We start from the raw sequence: 25,739 nt of genomic DNA, 5'->3' as shown, positions 1-25,739 counted from the left end.
GGGATGCGGATGCGTTGGTAGCAGGGCGGATGATCTGCGGTTTTGCTGCAGGGCCCTTGCCCGCCTACCGGCGCGGGACACGCCGCAAGTACGTCCGTGTAGGCTCTTACGCGGCATCCATGCCGCGTAAGGTCCCGCGCCGGTGAACGGGCAAGGACCTGTCGGGATGGTCGGTGCGCATGGTCAGGCTGTGTGCGTGATGCGTATCTGATCGCATAAGCGAGCAGTCGTCGGGTGGGTGCGGGCCGCGTGGATAAGCATCGGCGCACGCGGGATACATGCCAATTCCAAGCATCGGCTGCGCCTGCCTGGTGGCGGCGCAGTCACCTTGTTGGCTGCTCTTAGTGGTTGTCGCCGCCGGTGGGCAAGTATTGCCGCAACGCCAGCACCGACGCCCATGGATCTGCGCGCTGACGCTTGGCGCGTTCCAGCGCTTTGTCCATCGGGAAGGCGTCCGGGCCGCTGATCTTGCCGAGTTCTTCCCAGCGCAGCGGGACGGCGACGGTGGCCTTTTCGCGCGCACGCAGCGACCACGAACACACGCTGGTGTTGCCGCGCCCGTTGCGCAGCCAGTCGACGAAGATCACGCCGTGGCGCTTGGCCTTGCTCATGGTGGCCACGTAGCGGTCCGGGGCGTGCGTGGCCAGCGCCTGGGCGAAGGCCTCGCAGAAATCGCGCGCCTGCTCCCAGTCCGCTTCCGGCACGATCGGCACCACCACGTGCAGGCCCTTGCCGCCGGACAGCCGCACCGCGCTCTCCAGGCCTGCGCTGCGCAGCTTTGCGCGGATGTCGCGCGCGGCAGCCACCACGTCGGCCCAGGACACCCCGTCGCCGGGGTCCAGGTCGAACACCAGCCGATCCGGATGCTCCGCATCGTCGATCCGCGCGCCCCAGGGATGCAGCTCCAGCGTATTCATCTGCACCAGTTCGAGCAGGCCGGCGGCATCTTCGACGTAGATGTAGTCCTCGGTGCCGCTCTTCTGCTGCAGCGCAATCGCCTTGATATGCGTGCCCAGGTGGCGGCCTTCGTGCTTCTGGAAGAAGCAGTCGCCACCGGCGCCATCGGGGCAGCGCAGCAGCGACAACGGGCGGTGTGCGATCTCCGCCAGTACGAGCGGCGCCACCGCCCGGTAGTAATCGGCTATATCGCCCTTGCTGATGCCCGCTGCGGGAAACACCACACGCTCGGGATGGGTGATGGCGACGCCGTCCGTCGACGTAGATGTGGATGTGGATGCGATGGACTTGGACGCGGCGGACCTCGATGCCGTGGACTTCGACGCAGTGGATGTGGATGCCGCAGCCTTGGCGGTCGCGGTCGTCTTCGATGCCGTCGACCGCACGCGTTTGCTGGCGGTCCTGGTGGACGCTTCGACCGTCGTTCTCGAGGTTTTCTTCGTTGCCACCCTGCGCGCAGGCGCGGCGGTCGCTGTCGCAGCACTGCTTTTACCTGCAGCACGCGCCTTGCCTGGCGCGGCGCGGTCACCGCCCAACTCGCTCATGGGTTTGTCCTCGCGTAGACGCTTGAACGCGGCCTGCCGCAGTAGGCCTTCCTTCGCCCAGCCGCGGAAGGCGACCTCGGCGATCAAGACCGGCCGTACCCAATGCACATCGCGTGGCCGCCCCGGGATGTGCGTCGGCAACTCCAGCGTGGCGGTGTCGCTATGCAGCGCCTGCAACAGCGCGGTGATCTTGCCCAGCAAGGCATCGTCGAAGCCGGTGCCCACACGCCCGACATAGCGCAGCGTCTTGCCGTCGCGTTGCGCCATCAGCAAGGCACCGAAGCCGCTGCGCGCGCCCTTGGGATCGGTGTAGCCCACCACCACGAACTCGTCGCTGTCTTCGTGCTTGGTCTTGACCCAATCGGCACTGCGCCCTTCGCGATACCGCGCATCGGCAAGCTTGCTGACGATGCCTTCCCAGCCGGTGCCGGCGCTGGCCGCGAAGACCTCCGGGCCGTGGCCGACCACATGGTCGCTAAACGCCAGCGTGCCCGGCACCTCGCCCAGCAACGCATGCAGCAACTGCTTGCGTTGCAGCAACGGGGTGTCGCGCAGATCCACCCCGGCGACGCCGAGCAGGTCGAACACGATATAGCGCAGCGGCTGCGTGACGCTGCCATCGAGCGCGCGTTGCAGCGCAGAGAAATCGCTGCGCCCTTGCGCATCCAGCACCACCAGCTCGCCATCCAGGCGCGCATCGCGCACCGGCAAGGCCTGCACTGCGCGCATCACCGCCGGGAAGCGCTGCGTCCAGGCCTGGTCGTTGCGCGAGCGCAGCTGCACCTCGCCATCGACCATATCGGCCAGCAGGCGATAGCCGTCCCACTTGATCTCGTGCAACCAGCGCTCGCCATCCGGCGCCTGCTCGCGCAGCAAGGTCAGTTGCGCGCGTAGCTCGGTTGGGCATGGCGCATCGCGCGCACCGTCCAGCGCCAGGGCGCGGGTGCGCCAGTGGCTGGAATCCGCACGCCCTGTGCGTGCGCGTTTGCTGGCCGCAGCCGTCCCGGCGCTCGCCGTTGTCGTCGGCGCGCGCCGCGCCCGGCTGGTCTTGGCACGCGTTGCCGGCGCCGCCGCAGCCGCAACGCCGGCCGCCTGCTGCACCACCAGCGCATCGGCATCCAGATCCGCCGCGTACGCATCGGTGCGCTTGAACAGCAGCCACTGCGGTTTGCCGCCGCGCATCTGCGTGCGCACCAATGCAAAGCCGCCGCGCAACAGCGTGCCCTGCAGTTCGAATTCCAGCTTGCCCGCGTCCAGCGCCGCCAGCGCATCGCCTTCGCAGTGCCAGTGTCCGTGGTCGAACACATCTACATGCCCGGCGCCGTAATGGCCTTGCGGAATGTCGCCCTCAAAGCTGGCATACGACAGCGGGTGATCCTCCACCTGCACCGCCAGGCGCTTTTCGCCCACGCGCAACGAAGGGCCCTTTGGCACCGCCCAACTCTTGAGCACGCCGTCGACCTCCAGACGGAAGTCGTAATGGCGCGAGCTGGCGTGATGCAATTGCACGACGAAGACCGGCTGCTTGCTGGCACGCGCAGGCGCGTCGCCGGCCGGTTCCGGGGTCTGGTCGAAGCGGCGCTTGGCGTTGTAGTCGTGCAACGACATGGGCTACGCCTATCCGGCCTTGCGGCGCGGCGCCGCCTTGCTGGCGGTGGTCTTGGTGGTCTTGGCTGCGGTTTTCTTGGTGGCCTTCTTGGCCACTTTCTTGGCGGCGGTCTTTTTGGCCGACCCAGCCGTCGGTGCGCTGCTCTTCTTGGCCGGCGTGCGCGTATTGGCCTGCAGGCTCTTCTGCAGCAGCGACATGAAGTCGACCACGTTGGTGGTGGCGTCTTCGTGCTGCGGCGGCTCGACATCCACGGTGGTGGTGCCGCCCTTGGCCTGGATGCGCTTGCGCAGGATCTGCTCGAGCTTGCCGCGGAATTCGTCGTGATAATCCTCCGGCTGCCAGGTGCCGGACATCGACTCGATCAGCTGCTTTGCCATCTCCTGTTCCTTGGGCGTGATGCGGTACTCGCCCACCGCACCGGACGGCAGCTTGAAATCCTGCGGGTCCACCACCTCCTGCTGGTAGCGCAGCAGCAGCAGGATCAACGCATCGCCCTGCGGCATCACCGCGGCCAGATATTCGCGCGTGCGGATGACCACCTTGGCAATGCCCACCTTGCCGGTGTCGCGCAGCGTCTCACGCAGCAGCACATAGCCTTTTTCGGCCTTCTTGCCCGGCACTAGGATGTAGGGCTTTTCGAAATAACGCGGGTCGATGTCGGCGGCGTCGACAAAGGTCTCCACCTCCACCGTTTCGTGGCTTTCCGGCGAGGCCGAGCGGATGTCCTGCTCCTCGACGATGACATAGCTGCCCTTGTCGTACTCGAACGCCTTGACGATCTCCTTCCACGGCACCTCGTCGCCGGTGTCGGCGTTGACGCGCTCGAAGCGGATCGGCTTCTTGTCGCGCGAGTCGAGCATGCGGAAATGCAGATCCACCTTGCGCTCGCCCGACATCAACGACACCGGCACATTGAGCAAGCCGAACGAGAGGGTTCCGGTCCAGATTGGTCGTGCCATCGGGTGTGTGACTCCGGGTGCTGTTCGAATAGCCCATAGCTGTAGCGCGGCCGCCGTGATCCATGCGTGAGCCGTGCGTCTGCGGCTGCCGCTGCGCCCCCTTCACCCGGCGCGCGGTGAACTGCGCATCCATCCCGATGACCAGGAGCACCGCATGTCCCGTGACCCACTGCGCGACCAACCCACCCAGCCGGGCGAACAGCACGGCAAGCGCGATGCCGAACACTACGAAGACCGCGGTGCCGGCGATGCGCCAGAGAAGCTGATTCCTGCCGATGGCGACACTCCGGCCAAGACGCCGGGCACCGCGCCGTCGACCGTGGCAGACCGCTGAAACCAGCCGGCTGATTCCCCGCCCGGCAGCACAGCCAGGCGGGTCTGGGTTACGCCCGACCCGCCTGCTGCAGGCGGGCAAATTCCTCATCGGCAAACAGGCGCGAGCGCACCAGAAAGCGCACGCCCTCGCCGTTTTCCAGCGAGAACATGCCACCGCGGCCCGGCACCACATCGATGATCAGCTGGGTGTGCTTCCAGTATTCGAACTGCGAGGGGCTGATGTAGAACGGCGCACCGCCGATCTCGCCCAGCAGCACGTCGCGGTCGCCGACGATGAAGTCGCCCACCGGAAAACACATCGGCGAGGAGCCATCGCAGCAGCCGCCGGACTGGTGGAACAGCACATCGCCGTGGCGTGCGCGCAGTGTGTCGATCAACTGCAACGCCGCCAGCGTGGCCATTACCTGCAGCGGCAGCGAAGGAGCGGGCGAGGGCGCGGTCACGGGCGGGCGCTGCGGGCTCAGGCCGCCAGGTCGAGCACGACGCGGCCTTCGATCTTGCCGGCATGCATGCGCGCGAACACGTCGTTGATGTTCTCCAGCGTGTCGGTGGCCACCGTGGCGGCGACCTTGCCCTGCTCGGCGAACTCCAGCGACTCCTGCAGGTCCAGGCGCGTGCCGACGATCGAGCCGCGCACGGTGATGCCGTTGAGCACCATGCCGAAGATGTCGAGCGGGAACTCGCCCGGCGGCAGGCCGTTGAGCGCCACCGTGCCGCCGCGGCGGACCATGCCCAGCGCCTGCTCGAACGCCTTGGGCGAGACCGCGGTGACCAGGGCGCCGTGGGCGCCGCCGATCTCCTTCTTGAGGTAGGCCACCGGGTCGGTGGTGAGCGCGTTGACCGTGACCGTGGCGCCGAGGCGCTGGGCCAGGGCCAGCTTGCCGTCGTCCACGTCCACCGCGGCCACGTTCAGCCCCATCGCCTTGGCGTACTGCACCGCCATGTGGCCAAGCCCGCCGATGCCGGAGATCACCACCCACTCGCCGGGACGCGTGTCGGTGACCTTCAGGCCCTTGTAGACGGTGACGCCGGCGCACAGGATCGGCGCGACCTCGACGAAGCCGATGCCCTTGGGCAGGTGGCCGACATAGTCGGCATTGGCCAGCGCGTACTGCGCGAAGCCGCCGTTGACCGAGTAGCCGCTGTTCTGCTGCGCCTCGCACAGCGTTTCCCAGCCGCCCAGGCAGTGCTCGCAGTGGCCGCAGGCCGAGTACAGCCACGGGATGCCGACGCGGTCGCCTTCCTTGATGTGCTTGACGCCCTCGCCGACCGCCACCACATGGCCCACGCCCTCGTGCCCGGGAATGAAAGGCGGGTTCGGCTTGACCGGCCAGTCGCCCTCGGCGGCGTGCAGGTCGGTGTGGCAGACGCCACAGGCTTCGATCTTGACCAGGATGTCGCCGGCGGCCGGGCGCGGCACCTGCACTTCCTCGATCACCAGCGGCTTGCCGAACTCGCGGACTACCGCGGCCTTCATCGTCTTGTCCACATTGCGCTCCTGTTGCGGTTGCAGTTGTTGTATCGAACCGTAGTCCCGTGGCGCGAGGGCGGCCTTGATCGTGATCAAGGCCGTCGCCGCGGCGGGCCGTGGCTCAGAAGAAGCCCAGCGCCTTGGGCGAGTAGCTGACCAGCAGGTTCTTGGTCTGCTGGTAGTGGTCGAGCATCATCTTGTGGTTCTCGCGGCCGATGCCGGACTGCTTGTAGCCGCCGAACGCCGCGTGCGCCGGGTAGCTGTGGTAGCAGTTGGTCCACACCCGCCCGGCCTGGATCGCGCGGCCCATGCGGTACAGCCGCGACGCGTCGCGGCTCCACACGCCGGCACCGAGCCCGTACAGCGTGTCGTTGGCGATCGCCAGCGCCTCGGCCTCGTCCTTGAACGTGGTCACCGACACCACCGGCCCGAAGATCTCCTCCTGGAACACGCGCATCTTGTTGTGGCCCTTGAACACCGTGGGCTTGACGTAGAAGCCGCCGGCCAGGTCGCCGTCGAGGGTGTTGCGCTCGCCGCCGATCAGCACCTCGGCGCCTTCCTGGCGGCCGATGTCGAAGTAGGACAGGATCTTCTCCAGCTGCTCGCCGGAGGCCTGCGCGCCGACCATGGTGTTGGGGTCGAGCGGGTTGCCCTGCTTGATCGCCGCCACCCGCTTGAGCGCCTTCTCCATGAAGCGCTCGTAGATCGATTCCTGGATCAGCGCGCGCGACGGGCAGGTGCACACCTCGCCCTGGTTGAAGGCGAACAGCACGAAGCCCTCGACGGCCTTGTCGAGGAAGTCGTCGTCCTCGGCCATCACGTCGGCGAAGAAGATGTTCGGCGACTTGCCGCCCAGCTCCAGCGTCACCGGGATCAGGTTCTGGCTGGCGTACTGCATGATCAGCCGGCCGGTGGTGGTCTCGCCGGTGAAGGCGATCTTGGCGATGCGCGGGTTGGAGGCCAGCGGCTTGCCCGCCTCCAGGCCGAAGCCGTTGACCACGTTGAGCACGCCGTCCGGCAGCAGGTCGCCGATCACCTCCATCAGCACCAGGATCGAGGCCGGGGTCTGCTCGGCCGGCTTCATCACCACGCAGTTGCCGGCCGCCAGCGCCGGGGCCAGCTTCCAGCACGCCATCAGCAGCGGGAAGTTCCACGGGATGATCTGGCCGACCACGCCCAGCGGCTCGTGAAAGTGGTAGGCGATGGTGTCGCTGTCGATCTCGGAGATGCCGCCTTCCTGCGCGCGCACCGCGCCGGCGAAGTAGCGGAAGTGGTCGGCGCACAGCGGCACGTCGGCGTTGAGGGTCTCGCGCACCGGCTTGCCGTTGTCCCAGGTCTCGGCATAGGCCAGCAGCTCCAGGTTCTGCTCGATGCGGTCGGCGATCTTCAGCAGCACGTTGGCGCGGTCGGTGGTGGAGGTCTTGCCCCAGGCGTCCTTGGCCGCGTGCGCGGCATCCAGCGCGGCCTCGATGTCCTCGGCGTTGGAGCGCGCCACCGAGGTGAACACCTTGCCGCTGATCGGCGTGGTGTTGTCGAAGTACTGCCCGCTCCTGGGCTCGACCCAGCGCCCACCGATGAAGTTGCCGTAGCGTGGCTTGAAGATGGACTGCGGATCGGTGTTCAGCGGCTTGGCGGACGTGACGGCATTCATCGGTGTCTCCTGCGGTACATGGGAGGAAGGCCCGTTACGGGGCGCCCGTGATGTCACGCAAAAGGGATGCCAGGTTTGGCCTGCTGCACTGCGTCACGCCTGAGCGCGGCGCGGGTGCGACCGATGGGCGCGGTCTTCGCTGCGGTGCGTCACGCGCGGCGATTGCGCTCTGTCCGCAAACGTGGTGTTTATCGGGACAGTGATCTTCTGGACTGTCGCAGATTGCGACACGAGGTGGGCAATGACGATGTTGACGGAGCAGCAGTTGGGCCGCGCGCGGCGCTCGTTCTTCGAGCGCGGCGCGATGCCGGCCGGGCAGGTACCGGACGCGATCCTGCAGTCGTGGCGGCGCTGCCAGCGCCAGGGCCTGGCCGCCGAGGCGGCGCCGGCGATCGAACCGGTCAGTGCCGCACGCCTGCGCGAGATGCGCGCACGCCACGAGACCCTGTGGCGATGCGCGCGCGCCGAGCTGGAAGGGCTGTCGGCCGACGCCGCGGCCACCGGCAGCATCGTGCTGCTCACTGACGAGGCCGGCTGGATCCTCGACGCCGAGGGCAGCACCGGCTTCCTCGACCGCGCCGGGCGGGTGGCGTTGATGCCCGGCGCCTGCTGGAGCGAGAGCGTGGTCGGCACCAATGCCATCGGCACCGCGATCGTGGAGAGCCGCTCGATCGAGGTGCGCGGCGGCGAGCACTACCTCGCCCCGCACGGCATCCTCAGCTGTGCCGCGGCGCCGATCTTCGACCCCTACGGGCAGCTGGTGGGCGTGCTCGACATCTCCGGCGACGCACGCATGCAGCACATGCACGCGCTGGGACTGGCGCGGCGCGCGGTGACCAGCATCGAGCACCGCTACTTCGACGACGGCATCGCCGATTGCGAACTGCTGCGGGTCCACCACGACCCGGCCCTGCTCGGCACCGCGCGCGAGGGCCTGCTGGCGTTCCGCGGCGGGCGCCTGGTGGCGGCCAACCGCGCCGGCCTGCAGCTGTTCGGGCTGGAGCGCCACGAGCTGGGGCGCGCGCGCTACGACGCGCTGTTCGAGGAACCGCTGACCCGGCTGCGCCATGACGGCGCCCTGTTCGACCGCCAGGGCCGCGCCCTCTACGGCCGCGTGGACGCGCATGGCGACGCGCGGCCGCGCCGGCGCGCCACGCAGCCGCCGATCACGGTCTCGGCCGCCCGCCAGGACGGCGACCGCGACGCGCCGCTGTTCGAGGCCGAGAGCGAGCGCCTGCTCGGGCGCGCCCGCCGGGTGCTGGATGCCGAGCTCCCGGTGCTGGTGCAGGGCGAGACCGGCACCGGCAAGGAAGTGTTCGCGCGCGAGCTGCACCGCCGCTGCGCGCGCGCCGGCCGCCCGTTCGTGGCGGTGAACTGCGCCGCGCTACCCGAGGGCCTGATCGAGGCCGAGCTGTTCGGCTACGAGGACGGTGCCTTCACCGGGGCGCGCAAGCACGGCAGCCCGGGCCTGCTGCGCCAGGCCGAGGGCGGGGTGCTGTTCCTCGACGAGATCGGCGACATGCCGCTGGCGCTGCAGCCGCGCCTGCTGCGCGTGCTGCAGGAGCGCGAGCTGTCGCCGCTGGGCGGCGGCAAGCCGGTGCGGCTGGACTTCGCGCTGATCTGCGCCACCCACCAGGACCTGGAAGCGGCGATCGCCGATGGCCGCTTCCGCGCCGACCTGTACTACCGCATCGCCCACCACGCGGTGGCGATGCCGGCGCTGCGCACGCACGCCGACCGCCCGCGGCTGGTGCAGGAGCTGTGGCAGCGCCTGGGCCAGGGCCGCCGGCTCACCGGCGACGCGCTGCGGGCGCTGGCCGACTACGACTGGCCGGGCAACCTGCGCCAGCTCTCGGCCTGCCTGCGCACGCTGGTGGCGCTGAGCGAACCCGGCGAGCAAATAGACCGCGACGCGCTGCCGGGCTACCTTGCCACCCGGACCGCAGTGTCGGCGGTAGCCGCTGCCGCACCAGCACCAGCACCAGCACCTGCCGATAGCCTGGAGCAGCTGGCGCAGGCGGCGATGCGGCAGGCGCTGGACGCCAGCGGCGGCAACGTCGCGCAGGCGGCACGCCGGCTCGGCATCAGCCGCAGCACCCTGTATCGCCGGCTCGGCCCGCAACGGGCCTGACACTGGGCGCGCAAACGCATCGCCCGCCGACGCGGCCCAGCAGAGCGCGGATACGCTTGCCCAACGCCAAGAACCCCTCGCGGCCGCCATCAGTGCCGGCGTGCGTCATGCGTATTCCTGGACGCAAACGGTGGCGTGTGGGCAACGGGAAACGACGACGCGAGCCAGCTCGGCGCATTACCCCCGCTGACCAACGCCATCTCACGCTGCGCATCAAGTCGGGATTGTGCGGGTACAGAACGTTACTCCGCCATTCCACTCAAAGTGCCTGGACTTTCGCCCGCCATCGCGATCGCTGCAGGCCGCGACCGCAGTGCCGCCGTGGATCGCGGCGGGCGACTTGCACGCCGTACGCACGCACCCTAGCCGCGCGGTGCAGTCGGCTAGAAGACCTCGGGATCGGCCATGGCAGCAGTGCAGTCCTGCACGTTTCTCAGATGATAGGACTGCAACTGCCAGCCTGCCGTGGCCGATGCCGCCGTCCATCGATACGTCCAGTGATGGCGCATCCCCGCGCCACATGCGTCGATGGCGACCGCATCCCCAGGCTGACCATGCTCCGGAAACGCCACCTCGGCACTGGTCAGGTCTGCACGCCCGCCGGCACCTGGTGCGTGCGTGAGGTAACTGGTGCGCAGCTGGCCTAGCTCGGCGGCGCTTGCCGGTGACTGTTGCCTGGACGGCTGCGCCAGCAACCAGCGATGCACCTGCGCCACGGCCGGGCTATTGGCAGGATAGGTCCGCGTGACTCGTAGCGTGCCTGCTTCCGAAGATGCAGCGGCACTGGCGATGGTGCCGCTCAACAGACTGGTCGCGGCGAGCACCGCAACCCACACCACTCCCAGGAATGCCATTCCATGCTCCATGCATCGTGTGCGGAAAATCGAGCGTAGCACGCACCGCACGACCGGCTGAGATCAGGCGTTGCAGCGACGCTGTGCCCGGCCAAGTGCGCCTTACGCAGCTCAGCGATTGCAATAACGTGCCATGTCAGAAGTGGCTGCGGGCATGCAATCCGATGACGCCAGCACCCGCGCGCACAGCGCGGCGATCAGATCCAGACGTCGTTGTCTGCGGTATATGCGCCGCCCGCATCGCCGGTATTGACCACACCGCGCGGCTCGACCAGCAGCACGCTGCATTCGCGCTCCGCCGCCGGGCGGTGCTCGACACCCTTGGGCACCACGTGCATCTGCCCGGCCGACAGCGCCACCACGCCGTCGCGAAATTCGATGGTCATGTTGCCGTCCAGCACGATGAACACCTCGTCCGTGTCCGCATGCTGGTGCCACACGAATGCACCTTGCAGCTTGACCAGTTTGAACTGGTAGTCGTTCATTTCCGCGACGACACGTGGGGACCAGTGCTGAGACAGCAGGGCGAGCTTGTCGCTGAAATCGATCGGGGCGTAGCGCGTGTTCAACGGAAACATCCTTGTGCGGGGAATGCGCTGGCAAGCTTAGTGCATCGCATCGCCGGCAGTCACCGCTGCATCAACGCGGCGCATTGCAGCGACGCACGGCGAACAGCGCGAGCGGTTTGCCCGGCGCGATGGGCTCATGCGCGAGCGTTGCTGGTGCCTGCCGCGCGCCAGGCCTGCACCGCTGCGGTGACCTGCGCACCATGACTGGCACTGACATCACGCGCGGCAAAGGCGTGCGGCCGCCATTGCACCTGCGCGGCCAGCCGTGCGCAGGCGGCATGCCCGTCTGCCAGCACATCGGCCTGCTCGGTTGCATTCAACGCCAGCAGGAGCGAGAGGCCGGTGGCCGAGATCGAGCAGTTGATGTCCAGCCAGTAGCGGTTGTCCGCGCGCAGCAGAAACCAGTCTGCGGGGGCGTGATCGATGACGATCATGTGGGGGGCCTGGGGTGGTGGGTCGATGGCAGACCGTGCGTTGGCGGGATGGCTTTGTCGCGTCCGGGTGCGCTCCTACGGGCGGTGCGTGTTGTTGAACGCGCACCGCCTGCGGGTAGCTCAGCCGCCGAAATCCCATTGCAGGCCGACCGTGTAGGTCCGGTCCGGACCCGGTTCGTAATAGCGCCCGTTGCCGTCGTTGACGATCACCGAGCCGATGTAGTGCAGGTCCAGCGCATTGTCGATGCGGGCGAAGGTGCGCAGCCCACCCAGCGTGGTGGTCCAGCGCCGGGAGGCTTCCAGATTGACCAGCGCATAGCCGGGCGCGCGCTCGCTGGCCAGGTCGTTGGCCACGGTGGCGTCGGAGGCCACCGTTTCGGCGGCGAACTGCCATTGCAGCGGCTGCCACTGCCAGCGCGCGAACAGCTGCTGACGCGGCACGCCCGGCAGGCGCGCGCCGCTGGCCACCGGCGCGGTGGGCGTGGCGCAGCCGCTGCTGGCGCAGGTGAGGTAGCCATCACGCACGCTGGCATCGACGAAGGTGTAGGCCAGCTGCAGCTGCTGGGTGGTGCCCACCGGCTGATTCCAGCTCAGCTCCGCGCCCTGGCGGCGGGTGGCGCCGATGTTGCGATAGGTGCTGCGGCCATTGGTGTTGCTGGCCACGGCCAGTTCGTCGTCGGTGTCGGCGCGGAACAGCGCCACCTCCACCGCTGCGCCGCTCTGCGCGCGCCACTTGCTGCCGATCTCATAATTGCGGCTGGTCGCCGCGCCCAGATCCAGCGCCAGGCCGGCGCCGCCATCGCTGCGATACCCCAGCTCGTTGAAGGTGGGCGTTTCGAAACCGCGCCCGACCGAGGCGTAGAAACGCAGGTCCTCGGCGGCACGGAACACGATGCCGGCCACCGGCGTGGTTGCCGAATAATCGCGCTGGCCGCTGTCGTCGGGATTGCGCCCGACAATGTAGCGGTCGTCCGAGTCGAAGCGCACCTGGCTATGCCGCACGCCCAGCAGGGCCGACCAGCGCGCGCTCCACTGCCACCAAGCCTGCGCGAACTGGTCCACGTTCTCGACCTGATCGCGCTGGTCACGGCGCAGCGCGCCCTTGACGCCCAGCGTGTCGCCGACAAAGTTTTCATAACCGGTACGGTGCTGGCGCTGGCGATCGACGTTTGCGCCGACGGTCAGCTGCAACGGCCGGCCCAGCGCCTCGCCTTGCCAGGCCCAACGCGCATCGGCGCCTTCGTAATTGCTGTCCAGATCGATCACCCCGCCCGAATGCAGCGGGTTGCGCTGCACCGCCACCGGGATCGCCAGGAACTGCTCCACGCTACGCTGCCCGCCATAGGCCATCAGCCGCAGCGTCTGGCCCTCGAACTGCTGGGTGAAGATGGCGCCGGCCTGCGACTGGCGCACCGATTTGCGGGTATTGAACTGGGTGGCCACCGCCGTGGCCTGCGCCGGGTCGGCATTGAACTGGGCGCGGGTCAGGCCGAGCGGGTCCTGTGCGTCGGGTGCGTCCAGATAATTGAGCACCAGGTCCAGCCGGCGGCCCTCGGCTAGATCGAAGCCGAGCTTGGCGTTGACCGAGTCGCGCTTTGCGCGGCTATGGGCGCGGAAACCGTCGGTTTCGAAATGATTGGCGGCCAGGTTGTAGTGCACCGCGCCCTGCTGGCCGAGCAGTTGCGCGCCCGTGTTGACGGTGGCGTTGCTGCCATAGGTGGCGCGCAGCCGCCACGGGTCGCCCGGCTTGCCGTCGGCGCTCCACAGCTGCAGCACGCCGCCGGAGGAGTTGCCGTACAGCGCCGAGAATGGCCCGCGCAGCACTTCCACCCGCTCGGCGCCCAGTACATTGAAATGCGAGAGCTGGCCCTGGCCATCGGGCATGCTGGCCGGGATGCCGTCGACCAGCAGGCGCACGCCGCGCACGCCGAAGGCGGAACGCGCACCGAAGCCGCGGATCGACAGCTGGGTGTCCTGCGCGTAGTTCTGGCGATCGCGCGCCACCAGGCCGGGAATGCCGTCCAGCAACTCGGACACCTGCGCGCCGCGGCGGTTGTCGGCATCGGCCGCCACCACGGTGAACGAGGCCGGCAGGTCGAAGTCGTCCACCCCGCGCACGCGTGCGGCGTCCACCTGCACAGTGGGCAAGCGCTGGATCGGTGCGGAGGCAGGCGGCGCCGGATCGGCGGCCAGGACGGGCGGCGCGGCGCTCGTGGCGAACAGGCCGCAGGCGGCGGCCAACAAGGTCAGTCTGGGCATCGGTGTAGTGTCCCTCATCCGTACTGTGGCCGCATCGTTGCGTACGGAACGAAGCATGCTACGCCGGCCATGGGCTGCTACGATGAAGTGGTTTGGCCCAGCCGCGGCCGAGCACCCGGAAGTCCCTCACTCTTTCGTCCTTCAGCGAGTCATGCCGTGTCCTTCTTTGCAAACGTGGAACAGGTTCCAGGCGACCCCATCCTGGGCCTGACCGAGGCCTACAACGCCGACAGCCGCCCCAACAAGGTCAACCTGGGCGTGGGCATCTATTACGACGAAAACGGGCGCATCCCGCTGTTGCGCGCCGTGCACAAGATCGAGCAGCAGCTCGCGCTGGACGCCAAACCGCGCGGCTACCTGCCCATCGACGGCCTGGCCGCCTATGGCAAGGCCACCCAGGAGCTGCTGTTCGGCGCCGAGTCGGCGCTGGTGGCCTCCGGCCGCGTGGCGACCTCGCAGACCGTCGGCGGCAGCGGCGCCTTGCGCGTGGGCGCGGACCTGCTCAAGAAGCTGCTGCCCACCTCCACCATCGCCATCAGCAACCCGAGTTGGGAAAACCATCGCGCAGTGTTCGGCGCGGCCGGCTTCGAGGTCGTTGACTACACCTATTTCGATGCCGCCAGCCATGGGCTGAACTTCGACGGCATGCTCGCCGATCTGGCCAGGCTGGAGCCGGGCACGGTGGTGTTGCTGCACGCCTGCTGCCACAACCCGACCGGTGCGGACCTGAGCAGGGAACAGTGGAAGCAGGTCGCCGGGCTGTTGAAGGAACGCAACCTGTTTCCGTTCGTCGACATCGCCTACCAGGGCTTCGACAAGGGCATCGAGGCCGATGCGTACGCGGTGCGTCTGCTCGCTGCCGAAGGCATCGACAGCTACGTGGTCGCCAGCTCGTACTCCAAGTCGTTCTCGCTGTATGGCGAGCGCGTGGGCGCGCTGTCGGTGGTCTCGGCCACTGCGGCCGAAGCCAAGGCGGTGCAGTCGCAGGTCAAGCGCATCATCCGCACGATCTACTCCAGCCCGTCCACGCATGGCGCAGCATTGGTGGCCGGCGTGCTGACCAGCCCGGAACTACGCGACCTGTGGGAGCAGGAACTGACCGAGATGCGCGAGCGCATCCACGCCCTGCGCGCGGGCCTGGTGGCCAAGCTGGCCACATTGGGCGCACCGGAGTTCGACTTCATCCAGCGCCAGGCCGGCATGTTCTCGTACTCGGGCCTGACCAGAACCCAGGTGGACCGCCTGCGCGACGAGTTCGCGATCTACGCCGTCGGCACCGGCCGTATCTGCGTGGCCGCGCTGAGCCAGCGCAACCTGGACTACGTGGCGCAGGCCGTGGCCACTGTCAGCCGCATGTAAGCGAGCGCATCGCGATCGGCCAGCGCGGCCGACGCCTGCAGACCGGGAGCGCGCCAGCCTCCCGGTTTTTTTGTGGCCCTTCGCCACCCTTGCCGGTGTGCATAGCTGCGTCAGGGGCAAGCGGCACCTGCCGTCAGCCCTGTCTTTGCCAACACATTCGCGCACGTTCGACCAGGTTTGCTGCAAAACGCGCATGCAGTGATCGAAATCTAACGGCGCAATGGCGACAATGGCGGACCACTTCCTACACAGGCTGCCCGCTCCCATGTCGCGTCCCTCGCTGACCCGCTTCCTGATCGAAGAGCAACACGCCGGCCGTATCGACCCGGAATTGCGCCAGCTGATCACCATCGTCTCGCGCGCCTGCAAGCGCATTTCCATCGCCGTGAGCAAGGGCGCCCTGGGCGGCGTACTCGGCGATGCCGGCACCGGCAACGTGCAGGGCGAGGCGCAGAAGAAGCTCGACGTGCTCAGCAACGACATCCTGCTCGAAGCCAACGCCTGGGGCGGCCACCTGGCTGCGTGCGCGTCGGAAGAAATGGATCACAGCCAGCCGGTGCCCGACCAGTACCCCAGCGGCGATTTCCTGCTGCTGTTCGATCCGCTGGACGGCAGCTCCAACATCGACGTCAACGTCTCGGTGGGCACCATCTTCTCGGTGCTGCGCGCCCCCAAGGGCACCGAAAAGCCGGGCGACGAGCACTTCCTGCAGCCGGGCACCCAGCAGGTCGCCGCCGGCTACTGCATCTACGGCCCCAGCACGATGCTGGTGCTCACGCTCGGCCACGGCACCCACGCCTTCACCCTGGAGCGCGAGGAAGGCAGCTTCCTGCTGACCCAGGCCAACATGCGCGTGCCCGAGGACACCGCCGAATACGCCATCAACATGTCCAACCAGCGCCACTGGGAACCGGCCATGCAGTCCTATGTCAGCGACCTGCTGGCCGGCAAGGACGGCACCCGCGGCAAGGACTTCAACATGCGCTGGATCGCCAGCATGGTCGCCGACGTGCACCGCATCCTCACCCGCGGCGGCATCTTCATCTACCCCTGGGACAAGAAGGACGCGTCCAAGCCGGGCAAGCTGCGCCTGATGTACGAAGCCAACCCGATGAGCATGCTGGTGGAACAGGCCGGCGGCGCGGCCACCACGGGGCGCGAGCGCATCCTGGACCTCCAGCCCACGCAGCTGCATCAGCGCGTGCCGGTGTTCTTGGGTTCCAAGAACGAAGTGAATGAAGCCACGCGTTATCACCTGTATGCGGATAAGGCGCAGGGCTGAGGTTTTGGTTTAGCGACCAGCAATGCCGATTTACTCAAGACACCCGCCGAGTGCGGGTGTCTTTGTGTGTGGCGCAAGTCGATTGCCCAGCCGATCAGCGAACGCTGTGCCAACCGCCACATCGTGCCGTCAGTTGACTGACCATCGGGCAGGGGGGAGTATCGCCCTCGGACCGGAGTGGGACGGTCTACGGGAAGTCGATCTCTACGCGCAATGCCTTGCAAGCAGTCGTCTGACTGCCCGCAGGGATCACATATCGATAAGGGAATTCTCATGAAGACCGCATGTGTTGCACTGGTGGCTGCCGTCATGTTGCAGGCCACACCCGCCTTCTCCGCATCAACCGCGCCATCGCCACTGGTCGGAACCTGGCTGCTGGACACTAGCAGCCTGCCGATGCCACCGGCTGCACGACCCAAACGTGTTGTCCTGGATTTCAAGCAGGTTCCAGGCAACAAGTGGGCCACCAGCGCCGAGATCATTGAACACGACAACAAGACGCTGCAGGCGCACTCCACGCTGTTGCTGGACGGCACACCGGGCAAGGCCTCGGGCACCTACCTGGTCGATCGCGCCGCAGTCAAAATGCCCGAGCCCGGCGTGCTGGTGATGCAGTTGATGTATCAAGGCGTCCCGGCATCCACACGCACCTACACGGTCAGCGCCGACGGCAAGGTCATGACCGAGATTGAAGCGTACTTCAAGGACGGCAACCCGGTGATGCGCACGGCATATTTCAAGCGCGCGGCAAGTCAGTTCAAATGAATGCCGGCGAGCCGACGCCGCATCGCGGCGCGGCTCGATGCATTTGAGGAGCAGCGGCAGTTTGAAGGCAGGGAGCCTGTATGCGATATCTTCTACCGATCGATCTTCCAGCCACATTACGGCGCAACACGTCGGTCGAGCAGTTTCTCGGGAAAAGTCCAGTCGATGCAACATACATTCGCCATGTCGAGTTACGGCCGGCAAACGATTGCATCGAGGTGTGGATGTATGACGTCAAGGACGTTGGCAGCGAAGACGATTCGGATCTGTATGACTTCGCATATTTCGAGCCAGACGGCCCCCGTGCCTCTGCTGCCATCTTTGCGGACGCTGCCGCTGCCGTGACGTATGCCAGCACATCGCTGGCGGCGGACCCTACGCGCTGGACCAACCTCGGGATTGCCGAGTCCGAATACCTTGACTACCTTCGCGCAGGCAGACCTTCCCGTTGGCCGGTTGCCATCTAACCCCTTCATCTCGATGCCGACCAGGCAAGCGGTTGGGTTCAACCGCCAGCAATCGCCCCAAGTTGCCTGTGTCGCAACGCACATCGCCCCGATACCGTAGTTGAGCCAACCAGAGCATCCATGACAGAGATCAAATTCAGCGAAGGCGAGCGGGCGGCGATCACGCGCAAGATCCAGCTGTATTTCAGCGAGGAACTGAAGCAGCAGATCGGCCGCTTCGATGCGGAGTTTTTGCTGGATTTCTTCGCCGAAGAGGTGGGGGCCTATTTCTACAATCGAGGTGTCTACGATGCGCAGGCCATCGTTGCCAGCAAGCTGGATGACCTGGGTGAGGCGATCTACCAGCTGGAACGTCCTACCGACTTCAGAAAGTGAGCCGTCACCTCACATGCCACCGCACTGAGAAGTTCCACTTCTCTGCTGCGAGTGGGGACAACATGCCCGTCATCGGAGGAGTGCCGGGTTAGGGCGTAGACCAGCGACTGCAGCACGACACTGCGATCTGAAGGTCTCGCTCGGGGCGCCATGACGACGGAGATCGTTGGGATTCCGGCGTGTGCACGTCAACGCCGGGAGCATGCCGGCACTGGCAGCGCCAACCACAGTTGGCCAGCGACGCGCGCGCGCTGGCGCTGGTCCAGCGCGATGGCCGCGGGTTATGCGTCATGCCATTTGACGGCATCGATCAGACGCCGGATGCGCTCGTTTCGGCCATGTCACGGTGGATGGCGCTGACGGCGCAGCGCGCCATCGCCGCGTGAGCTGCGCGGCAAGGCCACTGGCGGCGCCATGTCTGGAGCACTTGACCATCGTCGCCCACACGGGCCAGTCTCGGGGGCTGGCGCGGCGGGGAGTCGTGCCGCTGGCCTTCAACGGAGAACCGCCGTGGACCGTCGTACCTTCCTCACCCTGTCCGGCATCGGTGCTGCCGGGCTGCTGCTGCCGAACACGCGCCTGATCGCGGCCGAGCAGTTGCTCACACCCAACGATGCCGCGCGCAGCCGTCGCTTGTCCGACACTGCGCTGAGCACCGCCAAGGCAGCCGGTGCCAGTTATTGCGATGTGCGCGTGGGCCGGTATCTGCGCCAGTTCGTGATCACCCGCGAGGCGCAGGTGGAGAACGTGGTCAACGCCGAATCCAGCGGCGTGGGCGTGCGCGTGCTGGCCGATGGCGCCTGGGGGTTTGCGGCCACCAATACGCTCACCAGCGATGGCGTGGCCACTGCCACGCGCCAGGCGGTGGCGATCGCCAAGGCCAACGCGCGGCTGGGCGGCTCGCCGGTGCAGCTGGCGCCGGTGACGCCGGCCGGACAGGTCAGCTGGAAGACGCCGATCCGGAAGAATGCGATGGCAGTGCCGCTGCAGGACAAGGTGGCGCTGCTGATGGACGTCAACGCGGCCGCGCTCAATGCCGGCGCCACGTTCGTGGCCTCGCGCCTGTTTGCGATCAACGAGCAGAAGTATTTCGCCAGCAGCGATGGCTCCTATATCGATCAGGATGTGCACCGGCTGTGGCTGCCGTTCACCGTCACCGCGGTGGACAAGGCCAGCGGCAAGTTCCGCACCCGCGACGGACTGTCCTCGCCGATGGGCATGGGCTACGAATATCTCGACGGCGATGCCGGCCAGAAGCATCAATTGCCGGGCGGGCTGATCGGCTACGGCCACAGCTACGATGCGCGCGAAGATGCGATCGCCGCCGCCAAACAGGCACGCGCCAAACTTACCGCACCGTCGGTGAAGGCCGGCAAGTACGATCTGGTAATCGACCCGAGCAACCTGTTCCTCACCATCCACGAGTCGGTGGGCCACCCGCTCGAGCTCGATCGTGTGCTCGGTTACGAGGCCAATTACGCCGGCACCAGTTTCGCCACGCTGGACAAGCGCGATGCCGGTTTCCGCTGGGGCAGCGATGCGGTGACCTTCGTCGCCGACCGCACCCAGCCCGGCAGCCTGGGCGCAGTGGGGTACGACGATGAGGGCGTCAAGAGCAAGCAATGGGAGCTGGTGAAGGACGGCATCCTGGTCGATTACCAATGCACGCGCGATCAGGCGCATCTGCTCGGCAAGACCGCGTCCGATGGCTGCAGCTATGCCGACGCGTGGTCCAGCGTGCAGTTCCAGCGCATGCCCAACGTCTCGCTGGCGGCAGGCAAGACGCCGCTGGCTGTTGCCGACATGATCAAGAATGTCGAGCGCGGCTTGTACATCCACGGGCGCGGCTCGTATTCGATCGATCAGCAGCGCTACAACGCGCAGTTCGGCGGCCAGTTGTTCTACGAAATCGAGAACGGCCAGGTCACGCGCCTGGTGGAAGACGGCGCCTACCAGATCCGCACGCCGGAATTCTGGAATGCCTGCAGCGCGGTCTGCGATCAACGCGATTTCCGCCTGGGCGGCTCGTTCTTCGATGGCAAGGGCCAACCCAGCCAGGTATCAGCAGTCTCGCACGGGTCGTCCACGGCGCGCTTCGATGGCATCAACGTGATCAACACCGCGCGCGCATTAGGTTGAGAGAAACTGGTCGGTAGAGGGCGCGGTGCCCAAGAGATTGAGCTTGCGCACCAGCATCGAACAGCGCGCATCACGCACTTACCGCTCTTAACTGTGCACACCGATCATCTCGACAGGTCCTTGCCCGCCCACCGTCGTGGGACCTTACGCGGCATGGATGCCGCGTAAGCGCCTACACGGACGTACTTGCGGCGTGTCCTGCGATGGTGGGCGGGCAAGGGCCCTGCAACCAAGCCGCAGATCGAACGCTTTCAGCCAGAGCCCCCGAAGCAACACCGCACCAGATGACCTGCTGATCACACATGCACGATCGCAGGCAACCACGCATGCCTGACATCCAGACTCTCAACGCGCGGCCATATCCATCGCAGCCGGTCAGCAGCGCTCGCCACGCGTGCAGGCCTGCTGCGCCACCCGATTCATGCAGGTATAGCGTTTGCCCACCGACCCCTGCCGAAAGTCATTTGACGCAGCGTTCATCGCCCGGCAAGAATCGGCGATACCGCGCAGATAGCGATCTGTGCGTCACCGCACTACCTGCGCGCCGCGCGGGATCATTGGGGAGTTGCCGTGCAGCGACGTGATTTCCTGGCCCTGACCGGGCTGACCATGGGCGGCCTGATCGTGCCCGCCTACTTCGGCAAGGCGATCGCCGCCGAGCAGTTGGTGACGCAGCTGGATGTGGGCCGCAAGAAGCGCCTGGCCGATGCCGGCCTCAACGCCGCGCGCCAGGCCGGCGCAAGCTATTGCGATGTGCGCATCGGCCGTTATCTGCGCCAGTTCGTCATCACCCGCGAGGACAAGGTGCAGAACGTGGTCAACACCGAATCCATCGGTGCGGGCGTGCGCGTCCTGGTGGCTGGCGCCTGGGGGTTTGCCGCCACCAACGAGCTCACCGAACAGGGCGTGGCCAAGGCCGCCTCGCAGGCCGCCGCGATCGCCAAGGCCAATGCCAAGGTGCAGGGCACACCGGTGCAGCTGGCGCCCACGCCGGGCGTGGGCGAGGTCAGCTGGAAGACGCCGATCAGGAAGAACGCGATGGAAGTGCCGATCAAGGACAAGGTGGACCTGCTGCTGGGCGTCAACGCTGCCGCCACCGCTGCCGGTGCCAACTTCGTCAACTCGATGCTGTTCGTGGTCAACGAACAGAAGTACTTTGCCAGCACCGACGGCTCGTATATCGACCAGGACGTGCACCGTATCTGGGCGCCGCTGAGCGTGACCGCCATCGACAAGGCCAGCGGCAAGTTCCGCACCCGCGACGGCTTGTCCGCGCCGATGGGCCTGGGCTATGAATATCTGGATGGCGCCGCCTCGGGCAAGTTCGTCTCGCCCAATGGCGTGGTGAATTACGGCCTGTCCTACGACATGAAGGAAGATGCCATCGCCGCGGCCAAGCAGGCGCAGGAAAAGCTCAAGGCGCCGTCGGTGAAGCCGGGCAAGTACGATCTGGTGCTGGACCCCTCGCACACCTGGCTGACCATCCACGAGTCGGTCGGCCACCCCTTGGAGCTGGATCGCGTGCTCGGCTACGAGGCCAATTTCGCCGGCACCAGTTTCGCCACGCTGGACAAGCTCAAGGCCGGTTTCCAGTACGGCAGCGACAAGGTGCATATCCTGGCCGACAAGATCCAGCCCGGCAGCCTGGGCGCGGTGGGCTACGACGACGAAGGCGTCAAGACCAAGCAGTGGGATCTGATCCGCGATGGCAAGCTGGTGGATTACCAGGCCATTCGCGACCAGGCACATATCCTCGGCAAGACCGCCTCCGATGGGTGCTGCTACGCCGACTCGTGGTCGAGCGTGCAGTTCCAGCGCATGGCCAATGTGTCGCTGGCTGCCGGCAAGGCGCCGTTGAGCGTCAGCGATCTGATCAAGAACGTGGAAAACGGCATCTACATCATCGGCGACGGCTCGTTCTCCATCGACCAGCAGCGCTACAACGCGCAGTTCGGCGGCCAGCTGTTCTACGAGATCAAGAACGGCGCGATCACCCGCATGCTCGAGGACGTGGCCTACCAGATCCGCACGCCGGAATTCTGGAACGCCTGCAGCGCCGTGGCCGATCAACGCGACTACCGCCTGGGCGGCTCGTTCTTCGACGGCAAGGGCCAGCCGAGCCAGTCCTCGGCGGTCTCGCATGGGTCGTCCACCGCCCGTTTCGACGGCATCAACGTCATCAACACCGCCCGCTCGCTCGGCTGACAGGAGAAACCCACATGAGCATCCTTACCGAAGCGCAGGCTAAGGCCATTCTGGACAAGGTCATCAAGCTGTCCAAGGCCGACGAGTGCACCTCCACGCTCAGCGGCTCGATCGACGGCAATATCCGTTTCGCACTCAACAACGTGTCCACCAGCGGCCTCGTCGACAACACCGACCTGCAGGTGCAGGTGGCGTTCGGCAAGCGCGTGGGCATCGCCACCATCAACGAGTTCGACGACGCCGCGCTGGAGCGGGTGGTGCGGCGTGCCGAAGACCTGGCACGGCTGGCACCGGAAAACCCGGAATTCATGCCGGCGGTGGACAAGCAGACCTACAGGCCCAGCCCCACCTTCAGCGAATCCACCGCCGCCATCGACCCGGCATTCCGCGCGCAGGTGGCCGCCGATTCGATCGCCCCGTGCAAGGGCAAGGGATTGATCGCGGCCGGCTTCCTGGAAGATGGCCAGAGCTTTACCGCGTTCGCCAACAGCAAGGGCAACTTCGGCTACCAGCGTGGCGCGCGGTTCGACTACACCTGCACCGTGCGCACCGAAGACGGCCGCGGCTCGGGCTGGGTGGGGCGCAACCTCAAGGATGCCGCCGACTTCAAGGCCGAGCAGGACATCCGCATCGCCATGCGCAAGGCCAGCGATTCGTCCGCAGCCAAGGCGCTGGAACCGGGCAAGTACACGGTGATCCTGGAGCCGGCAGCGGCGGCAGGCCTGATTTCTTTCATGATGCGCTACTTCGATGCGCGCATGGCCGACGAGGGCCGCAGCTTCCTGTCCAAGAAGGGCGGCGGCAACAAGCTGGGCGAGCAGGTCTACGACCCGCGCGTGAACATCACCGCCGACCCGTGGGATGCGCGTGCCGCCGTGCTGCCGTGGGACGAGGAAGGCCTGCCGCGCGAGAAGATGCCGATCGTGGAGAACGGCAAGATCGCCAACCTGCAGTATTCGCGGTTCTGGGCGCAGAAGAACGGCAAGCGCGCGGTCGGCGAGCCGGGCAACCTGCTGATGGCCGGCGGCGACAAGAACATCGCCGAGCTGGTGCGCGGCACCGAGAAGGGCATCCTGGTCACGCGCACTTGGTACATCCGCATGGTCGACCCGCAGACCGTGCTGCTGACCGGGCTGACCCGCGACGGCACCTTCTACATCGAGAACGGGCAGATCAAGTACCCGGTGAAGAATTTCCGCTTCAACGAATCGCCGATCATCATGCTCAACAATATCGACGAGCTGGGCAGGCCGGTGCGCGTGGGTGGCGATGAATCTAGCTACGTGATGATGATTCCGCCGATGCGGCTGCGCGATTTTACGTTTACCTCGTTGTCGGATGCGGTGTGACTGAGAGCCGGGAATCGGGAGTGGGGAATCGGGAATGGGAGAGCGGAGCAAGCTCTTCGCGGTCCGATGGTTTTCCCGCACATCCCGTTCCCGGTCTACACGCCCTGGCGGCGCCCGCGACGCGCCGTCATTTCCTTGGATTGCTGCTCGGTAGCGTCGCTGCGTTGGCGTTACCGCGGCGCGCGCGCGCTGCGGGCAACTACGATTTCTGGTTTACCCGGCTGCGGTACGACTCGGGCGATTGGGATGTGGATGCGCGCATGCCGTCCAACCTGATCACCTCGCTGATCGACTACACCCAACTGCGCGTGGACCCGCAGGAACATGTGCTGGATCTGGCCGATCCGCGCATGTTGCAGGCGCCGTTCTGCTATCTGTCCGGGCACAAGCTGGTGGAGTTCAATCCCGCCGAACGGCGCAACTTCGAGCGCTATGTGCGCAATGGCGGCTTCGTGTTCGTGGACGATTGCAACCACGATATCGACGGCCTGTTCGCCACCTCGTTCGAGGCGCAGATGACATCCATCTTCGGCAAGACCGCGCTGCAGAAACTGCCCAGCAACCATCGTCTCTACAGCGCATTCTTCAAATTCCCCGACGGCCCGCCGGCCACCAGTTTCGAGCTCAATGGCTGGGGCGACGACCTGGTGCACGATTATCTCAGGGGCATCAGCATCGACGGCCGGCTCGGCGTGTTGTACAGCAACAAGGATTACGGCTGCGAATGGGATTACGACTGGCGCAACAAACGCTTCCTGGCCGAAGACAACACCAAGTTCGCAGTGAACATCGTGATGTATGCATTGACCAATTGAGATCGCCCCGTAGGAGCGCGCCTGCGCGCGATGCCGTACCGGTAACGCCGCATCGCGCGCAAGCGCGCTCCTATGGAAATCGCGTAATGGTTTGCGGGCACTGCGGACCGACAGCACGACATCCAACGCCGCCGTTACGCAACGAAGATCGACCGGTAAACGGGTCGCGCCAGCGCGCTCCTACGCCAGCAGCCACATAACGAGACTTCCCCCATGACTTCCCCCGACGACGACATCCTCACCCGGCAACTCTCCCAACTCGGCGCGTTGCGTGCGGCCCTGGCGCAGGCGGTGGTGGGCCAGGACGCGGTGGTGGAGCAACTGCTGATCGGCCTGCTCGCCGGCGGCCACTGCCTGCTGGAAGGCGCGCCCGGCCTGGGCAAGACGCTGCTGGTGCGCTCGCTGGGGCAGGCGCTGGAGCTGCAGTTCCGCCGCGTGCAGTTCACCCCCGACCTGATGCCCAGCGACATTCTCGGCACCGAGCTGCTGGAGGAAGATCACGGCACCGGGCATCGGCAGTTCCGGTTCCAGCAGGGCCCGATCTTCACCAACCTGCTGCTGGCCGACGAGCTCAATCGCACCCCGCCCAAGACCCAGGCCGCGCTGCTGGAGGCGATGAGCGAGCGCACGGTGAGTTATGCCGGCACCACCTATGCGTTGCCGGCGCCGTTCTTCGTGCTGGCCACGCAGAACCCGATCGAACAGGCCGGCACCTATCCGTTGCCGGAGGCGCAGCTGGACCGCTTCCTGCTGCATGTGCGGGTGGATTATCCCAGCGAGCAGGAAGAGCGCGACATCCTGAGCCAGACCACCGGCACCGGCAGCGCGCGGGTGCCCAGGGTGATGGACGCCGACAGCGTGCTGGCGCTGCAGCAACAGGTGCGGCACGTGCACGTGGGCGCGGATCTGCTGACCTGGATCAATCGCCTGGTGCGGGCCAGCCGCCCCGGCCCGCAGGCCAGCGAGGACGTGCGCCAGTGGATCAAATGGGGCGCCGGCCCGCGTGCCGGGCAGTCGCTGGTGCTGGCGGCCAAGGCGCGTGCGCTGCTGCATGGTCGCTTTGCCGCCACCCGCGAGGATGTGATCGCGCTGGCCGCGCCGGTGATGCGCCATCGCCTGTTGCTGTCGTTCGCCGCCGAGGCCGAACAACGCAGCGCCGACGATGTGGTCGCCGCGCTGCTGCGCGCCGTGCCATTCCCCGCGTGAGG

Annotated in this window: 22 protein-coding genes; 13 read left to right on the top strand and 9 right to left on the bottom strand. The window is 66.7% G+C overall.

Features of this window, described 5'->3' with window-relative positions:
* Positions 1 to 341 precede the first annotated feature (341 nt).
* Together ligD and XarjCFBP7645_RS06785 are read right to left on the bottom strand one after the other, a co-directional pair.
* On the bottom strand, positions 342 to 3,110 hold the full coding sequence (gene ligD, locus XarjCFBP7645_RS06790) for a DNA ligase D (protein WP_104536668.1): 2,769 nt from the start codon (positions 3,108 to 3,110) through the stop codon (positions 342 to 344).
* A gap of 9 nt (positions 3,111 to 3,119) precedes the next feature.
* Positions 3,120 to 4,070, bottom strand: a complete 951-nt coding sequence (locus tag XarjCFBP7645_RS06785) for a Ku protein (RefSeq protein ID WP_104536667.1) — start codon at positions 4,068 to 4,070, stop codon at positions 3,120 to 3,122.
* A 154-nt stretch (positions 4,071 to 4,224) separates the two neighbouring features.
* On the opposite strand from XarjCFBP7645_RS06785, the gene XarjCFBP7645_RS06780 reads away from it, so the two are divergent.
* Entirely contained in the window at positions 4,225 to 4,404 is a 180-nt protein-coding gene (locus XarjCFBP7645_RS06780) for a hypothetical protein (RefSeq protein WP_104536784.1), read from the top strand.
* Positions 4,405 to 4,453: 49 nt separating this feature from the next.
* Here the strand turns inward: XarjCFBP7645_RS06780 and XarjCFBP7645_RS06775 are convergent, their stop codons facing one another.
* The 3 genes from XarjCFBP7645_RS06775 to adh form a co-directional block, all read right to left on the bottom strand.
* Positions 4,454 to 4,807, bottom strand: coding sequence for a DUF779 domain-containing protein (locus XarjCFBP7645_RS06775; protein WP_104536666.1), 354 nt, complete (start codon positions 4,805 to 4,807; stop codon positions 4,454 to 4,456).
* 59 nt (positions 4,808 to 4,866) lie between these two features.
* Positions 4,867 to 5,895, bottom strand: coding sequence for an alcohol dehydrogenase AdhP (gene adhP / locus XarjCFBP7645_RS06770; protein WP_104536783.1), 1,029 nt, complete (start codon positions 5,893 to 5,895; stop codon positions 4,867 to 4,869).
* A 103-nt stretch (positions 5,896 to 5,998) separates the two neighbouring features.
* A complete protein-coding gene (gene adh / locus XarjCFBP7645_RS06765; protein WP_104536665.1) occupies positions 5,999 to 7,528 on the bottom strand; it encodes an aldehyde dehydrogenase in 1,530 nt (509 codons plus the stop codon).
* Positions 7,529 to 7,769: 241 nt separating this feature from the next.
* Between adh and XarjCFBP7645_RS06760 the strand changes: the two genes are divergently transcribed.
* On the top strand, positions 7,770 to 9,659 hold the full coding sequence (locus XarjCFBP7645_RS06760; protein WP_104536664.1) for a sigma-54-dependent Fis family transcriptional regulator: 1,890 nt from the start codon (positions 7,770 to 7,772) through the stop codon (positions 9,657 to 9,659).
* A gap of 383 nt (positions 9,660 to 10,042) precedes the next feature.
* Here the strand turns inward: XarjCFBP7645_RS06760 and XarjCFBP7645_RS06750 are convergent, their stop codons facing one another.
* From XarjCFBP7645_RS06750 to XarjCFBP7645_RS06735, 4 genes are all read right to left on the bottom strand, one after another.
* Positions 10,043 to 10,513, bottom strand: coding sequence for a hypothetical protein (locus tag XarjCFBP7645_RS06750; RefSeq protein ID WP_258079511.1), 471 nt, complete (start codon positions 10,511 to 10,513; stop codon positions 10,043 to 10,045).
* A gap of 197 nt (positions 10,514 to 10,710) precedes the next feature.
* Positions 10,711 to 11,091, bottom strand: coding sequence for a cupin domain-containing protein (locus tag XarjCFBP7645_RS06745; protein ID WP_104535720.1), 381 nt, complete (start codon positions 11,089 to 11,091; stop codon positions 10,711 to 10,713).
* Between the two features lie 125 nt (positions 11,092 to 11,216).
* A complete protein-coding gene (locus XarjCFBP7645_RS06740) occupies positions 11,217 to 11,516 on the bottom strand; it encodes a hypothetical protein (protein ID WP_104536661.1) in 300 nt (99 codons plus the stop codon).
* Positions 11,517 to 11,636: 120 nt separating this feature from the next.
* Positions 11,637 to 13,775 (bottom strand): TonB-dependent receptor family protein, encoded by a 2,139-nt coding sequence (locus XarjCFBP7645_RS06735; RefSeq protein ID WP_181126200.1) that lies wholly within the window; start codon positions 13,773 to 13,775, stop codon positions 11,637 to 11,639.
* A gap of 156 nt (positions 13,776 to 13,931) precedes the next feature.
* Between XarjCFBP7645_RS06735 and XarjCFBP7645_RS06730 the strand changes: the two genes are divergently transcribed.
* The 11 genes from XarjCFBP7645_RS06730 (at position 13,932) to XarjCFBP7645_RS06680 (ending at position 25,737) form a co-directional block, all read left to right on the top strand.
* The gene (locus XarjCFBP7645_RS06730; RefSeq protein WP_104536659.1) at positions 13,932 to 15,134 is read left to right on the top strand and encodes an aromatic amino acid transaminase; all 1,203 of its coding nucleotides are present in this window, start codon (positions 13,932 to 13,934) and stop codon (positions 15,132 to 15,134) included.
* A gap of 265 nt (positions 15,135 to 15,399) precedes the next feature.
* A complete protein-coding gene (locus XarjCFBP7645_RS06725; protein WP_104536658.1) occupies positions 15,400 to 16,416 on the top strand; it encodes a class 1 fructose-bisphosphatase in 1,017 nt (338 codons plus the stop codon).
* Positions 16,417 to 16,713: 297 nt separating this feature from the next.
* A complete protein-coding gene (locus XarjCFBP7645_RS06720; RefSeq protein ID WP_104536782.1) occupies positions 16,714 to 17,181 on the top strand; it encodes a LuxR family transcriptional regulator in 468 nt (155 codons plus the stop codon).
* Between the two features lie 80 nt (positions 17,182 to 17,261).
* A complete protein-coding gene (locus XarjCFBP7645_RS06715; protein ID WP_104536657.1) occupies positions 17,262 to 17,648 on the top strand; it encodes a hypothetical protein in 387 nt (128 codons plus the stop codon).
* Between the two features lie 120 nt (positions 17,649 to 17,768).
* On the top strand, positions 17,769 to 18,023 hold the full coding sequence (locus XarjCFBP7645_RS06710; RefSeq protein ID WP_104536656.1) for a DUF2164 domain-containing protein: 255 nt from the start codon (positions 17,769 to 17,771) through the stop codon (positions 18,021 to 18,023).
* 230 nt (positions 18,024 to 18,253) lie between these two features.
* Positions 18,254 to 18,409, top strand: a complete 156-nt coding sequence (locus XarjCFBP7645_RS21645; RefSeq protein ID WP_181126199.1) for a hypothetical protein — start codon at positions 18,254 to 18,256, stop codon at positions 18,407 to 18,409.
* Between the two features lie 124 nt (positions 18,410 to 18,533).
* The gene (locus XarjCFBP7645_RS06705; RefSeq protein ID WP_181126198.1) at positions 18,534 to 20,162 is read left to right on the top strand and encodes a TldD/PmbA family protein; all 1,629 of its coding nucleotides are present in this window, start codon (positions 18,534 to 18,536) and stop codon (positions 20,160 to 20,162) included.
* 570 nt (positions 20,163 to 20,732) lie between these two features.
* A complete protein-coding gene (locus XarjCFBP7645_RS06695) occupies positions 20,733 to 22,367 on the top strand; it encodes a TldD/PmbA family protein (protein WP_047129859.1) in 1,635 nt (544 codons plus the stop codon).
* Between the two features lie 14 nt (positions 22,368 to 22,381).
* Positions 22,382 to 23,716 (top strand): TldD/PmbA family protein, encoded by a 1,335-nt coding sequence (locus XarjCFBP7645_RS06690; RefSeq protein ID WP_104536654.1) that lies wholly within the window; start codon positions 22,382 to 22,384, stop codon positions 23,714 to 23,716.
* On the top strand, positions 23,713 to 24,531 hold the full coding sequence (locus tag XarjCFBP7645_RS06685) for a DUF4159 domain-containing protein (protein ID WP_104536653.1): 819 nt from the start codon (positions 23,713 to 23,715) through the stop codon (positions 24,529 to 24,531). The genes XarjCFBP7645_RS06690 and XarjCFBP7645_RS06685 overlap by 4 nt, the downstream gene beginning before the upstream one ends.
* A 213-nt stretch (positions 24,532 to 24,744) precedes the next feature.
* Positions 24,745 to 25,737 carry an AAA family ATPase gene (locus XarjCFBP7645_RS06680; protein WP_104536652.1) on the top strand — a complete coding sequence of 331 codons (993 nt, stop codon included), beginning with the start codon at positions 24,745 to 24,747 and terminating at the stop codon, positions 25,735 to 25,737.
* The last annotated feature ends 2 nt before the right edge of the window (positions 25,738 to 25,739 follow it).

This window comes from Xanthomonas arboricola (assembly GCF_002940665.1).
In the GTDB taxonomy this organism is placed as follows: Bacteria; Pseudomonadota; Gammaproteobacteria; order Xanthomonadales; family Xanthomonadaceae; genus Xanthomonas; species Xanthomonas arboricola_B.
The sequence above is the reverse complement of the archived record's forward strand: the minus strand, read 5'-3'. Positions and strand labels throughout refer to the sequence as shown.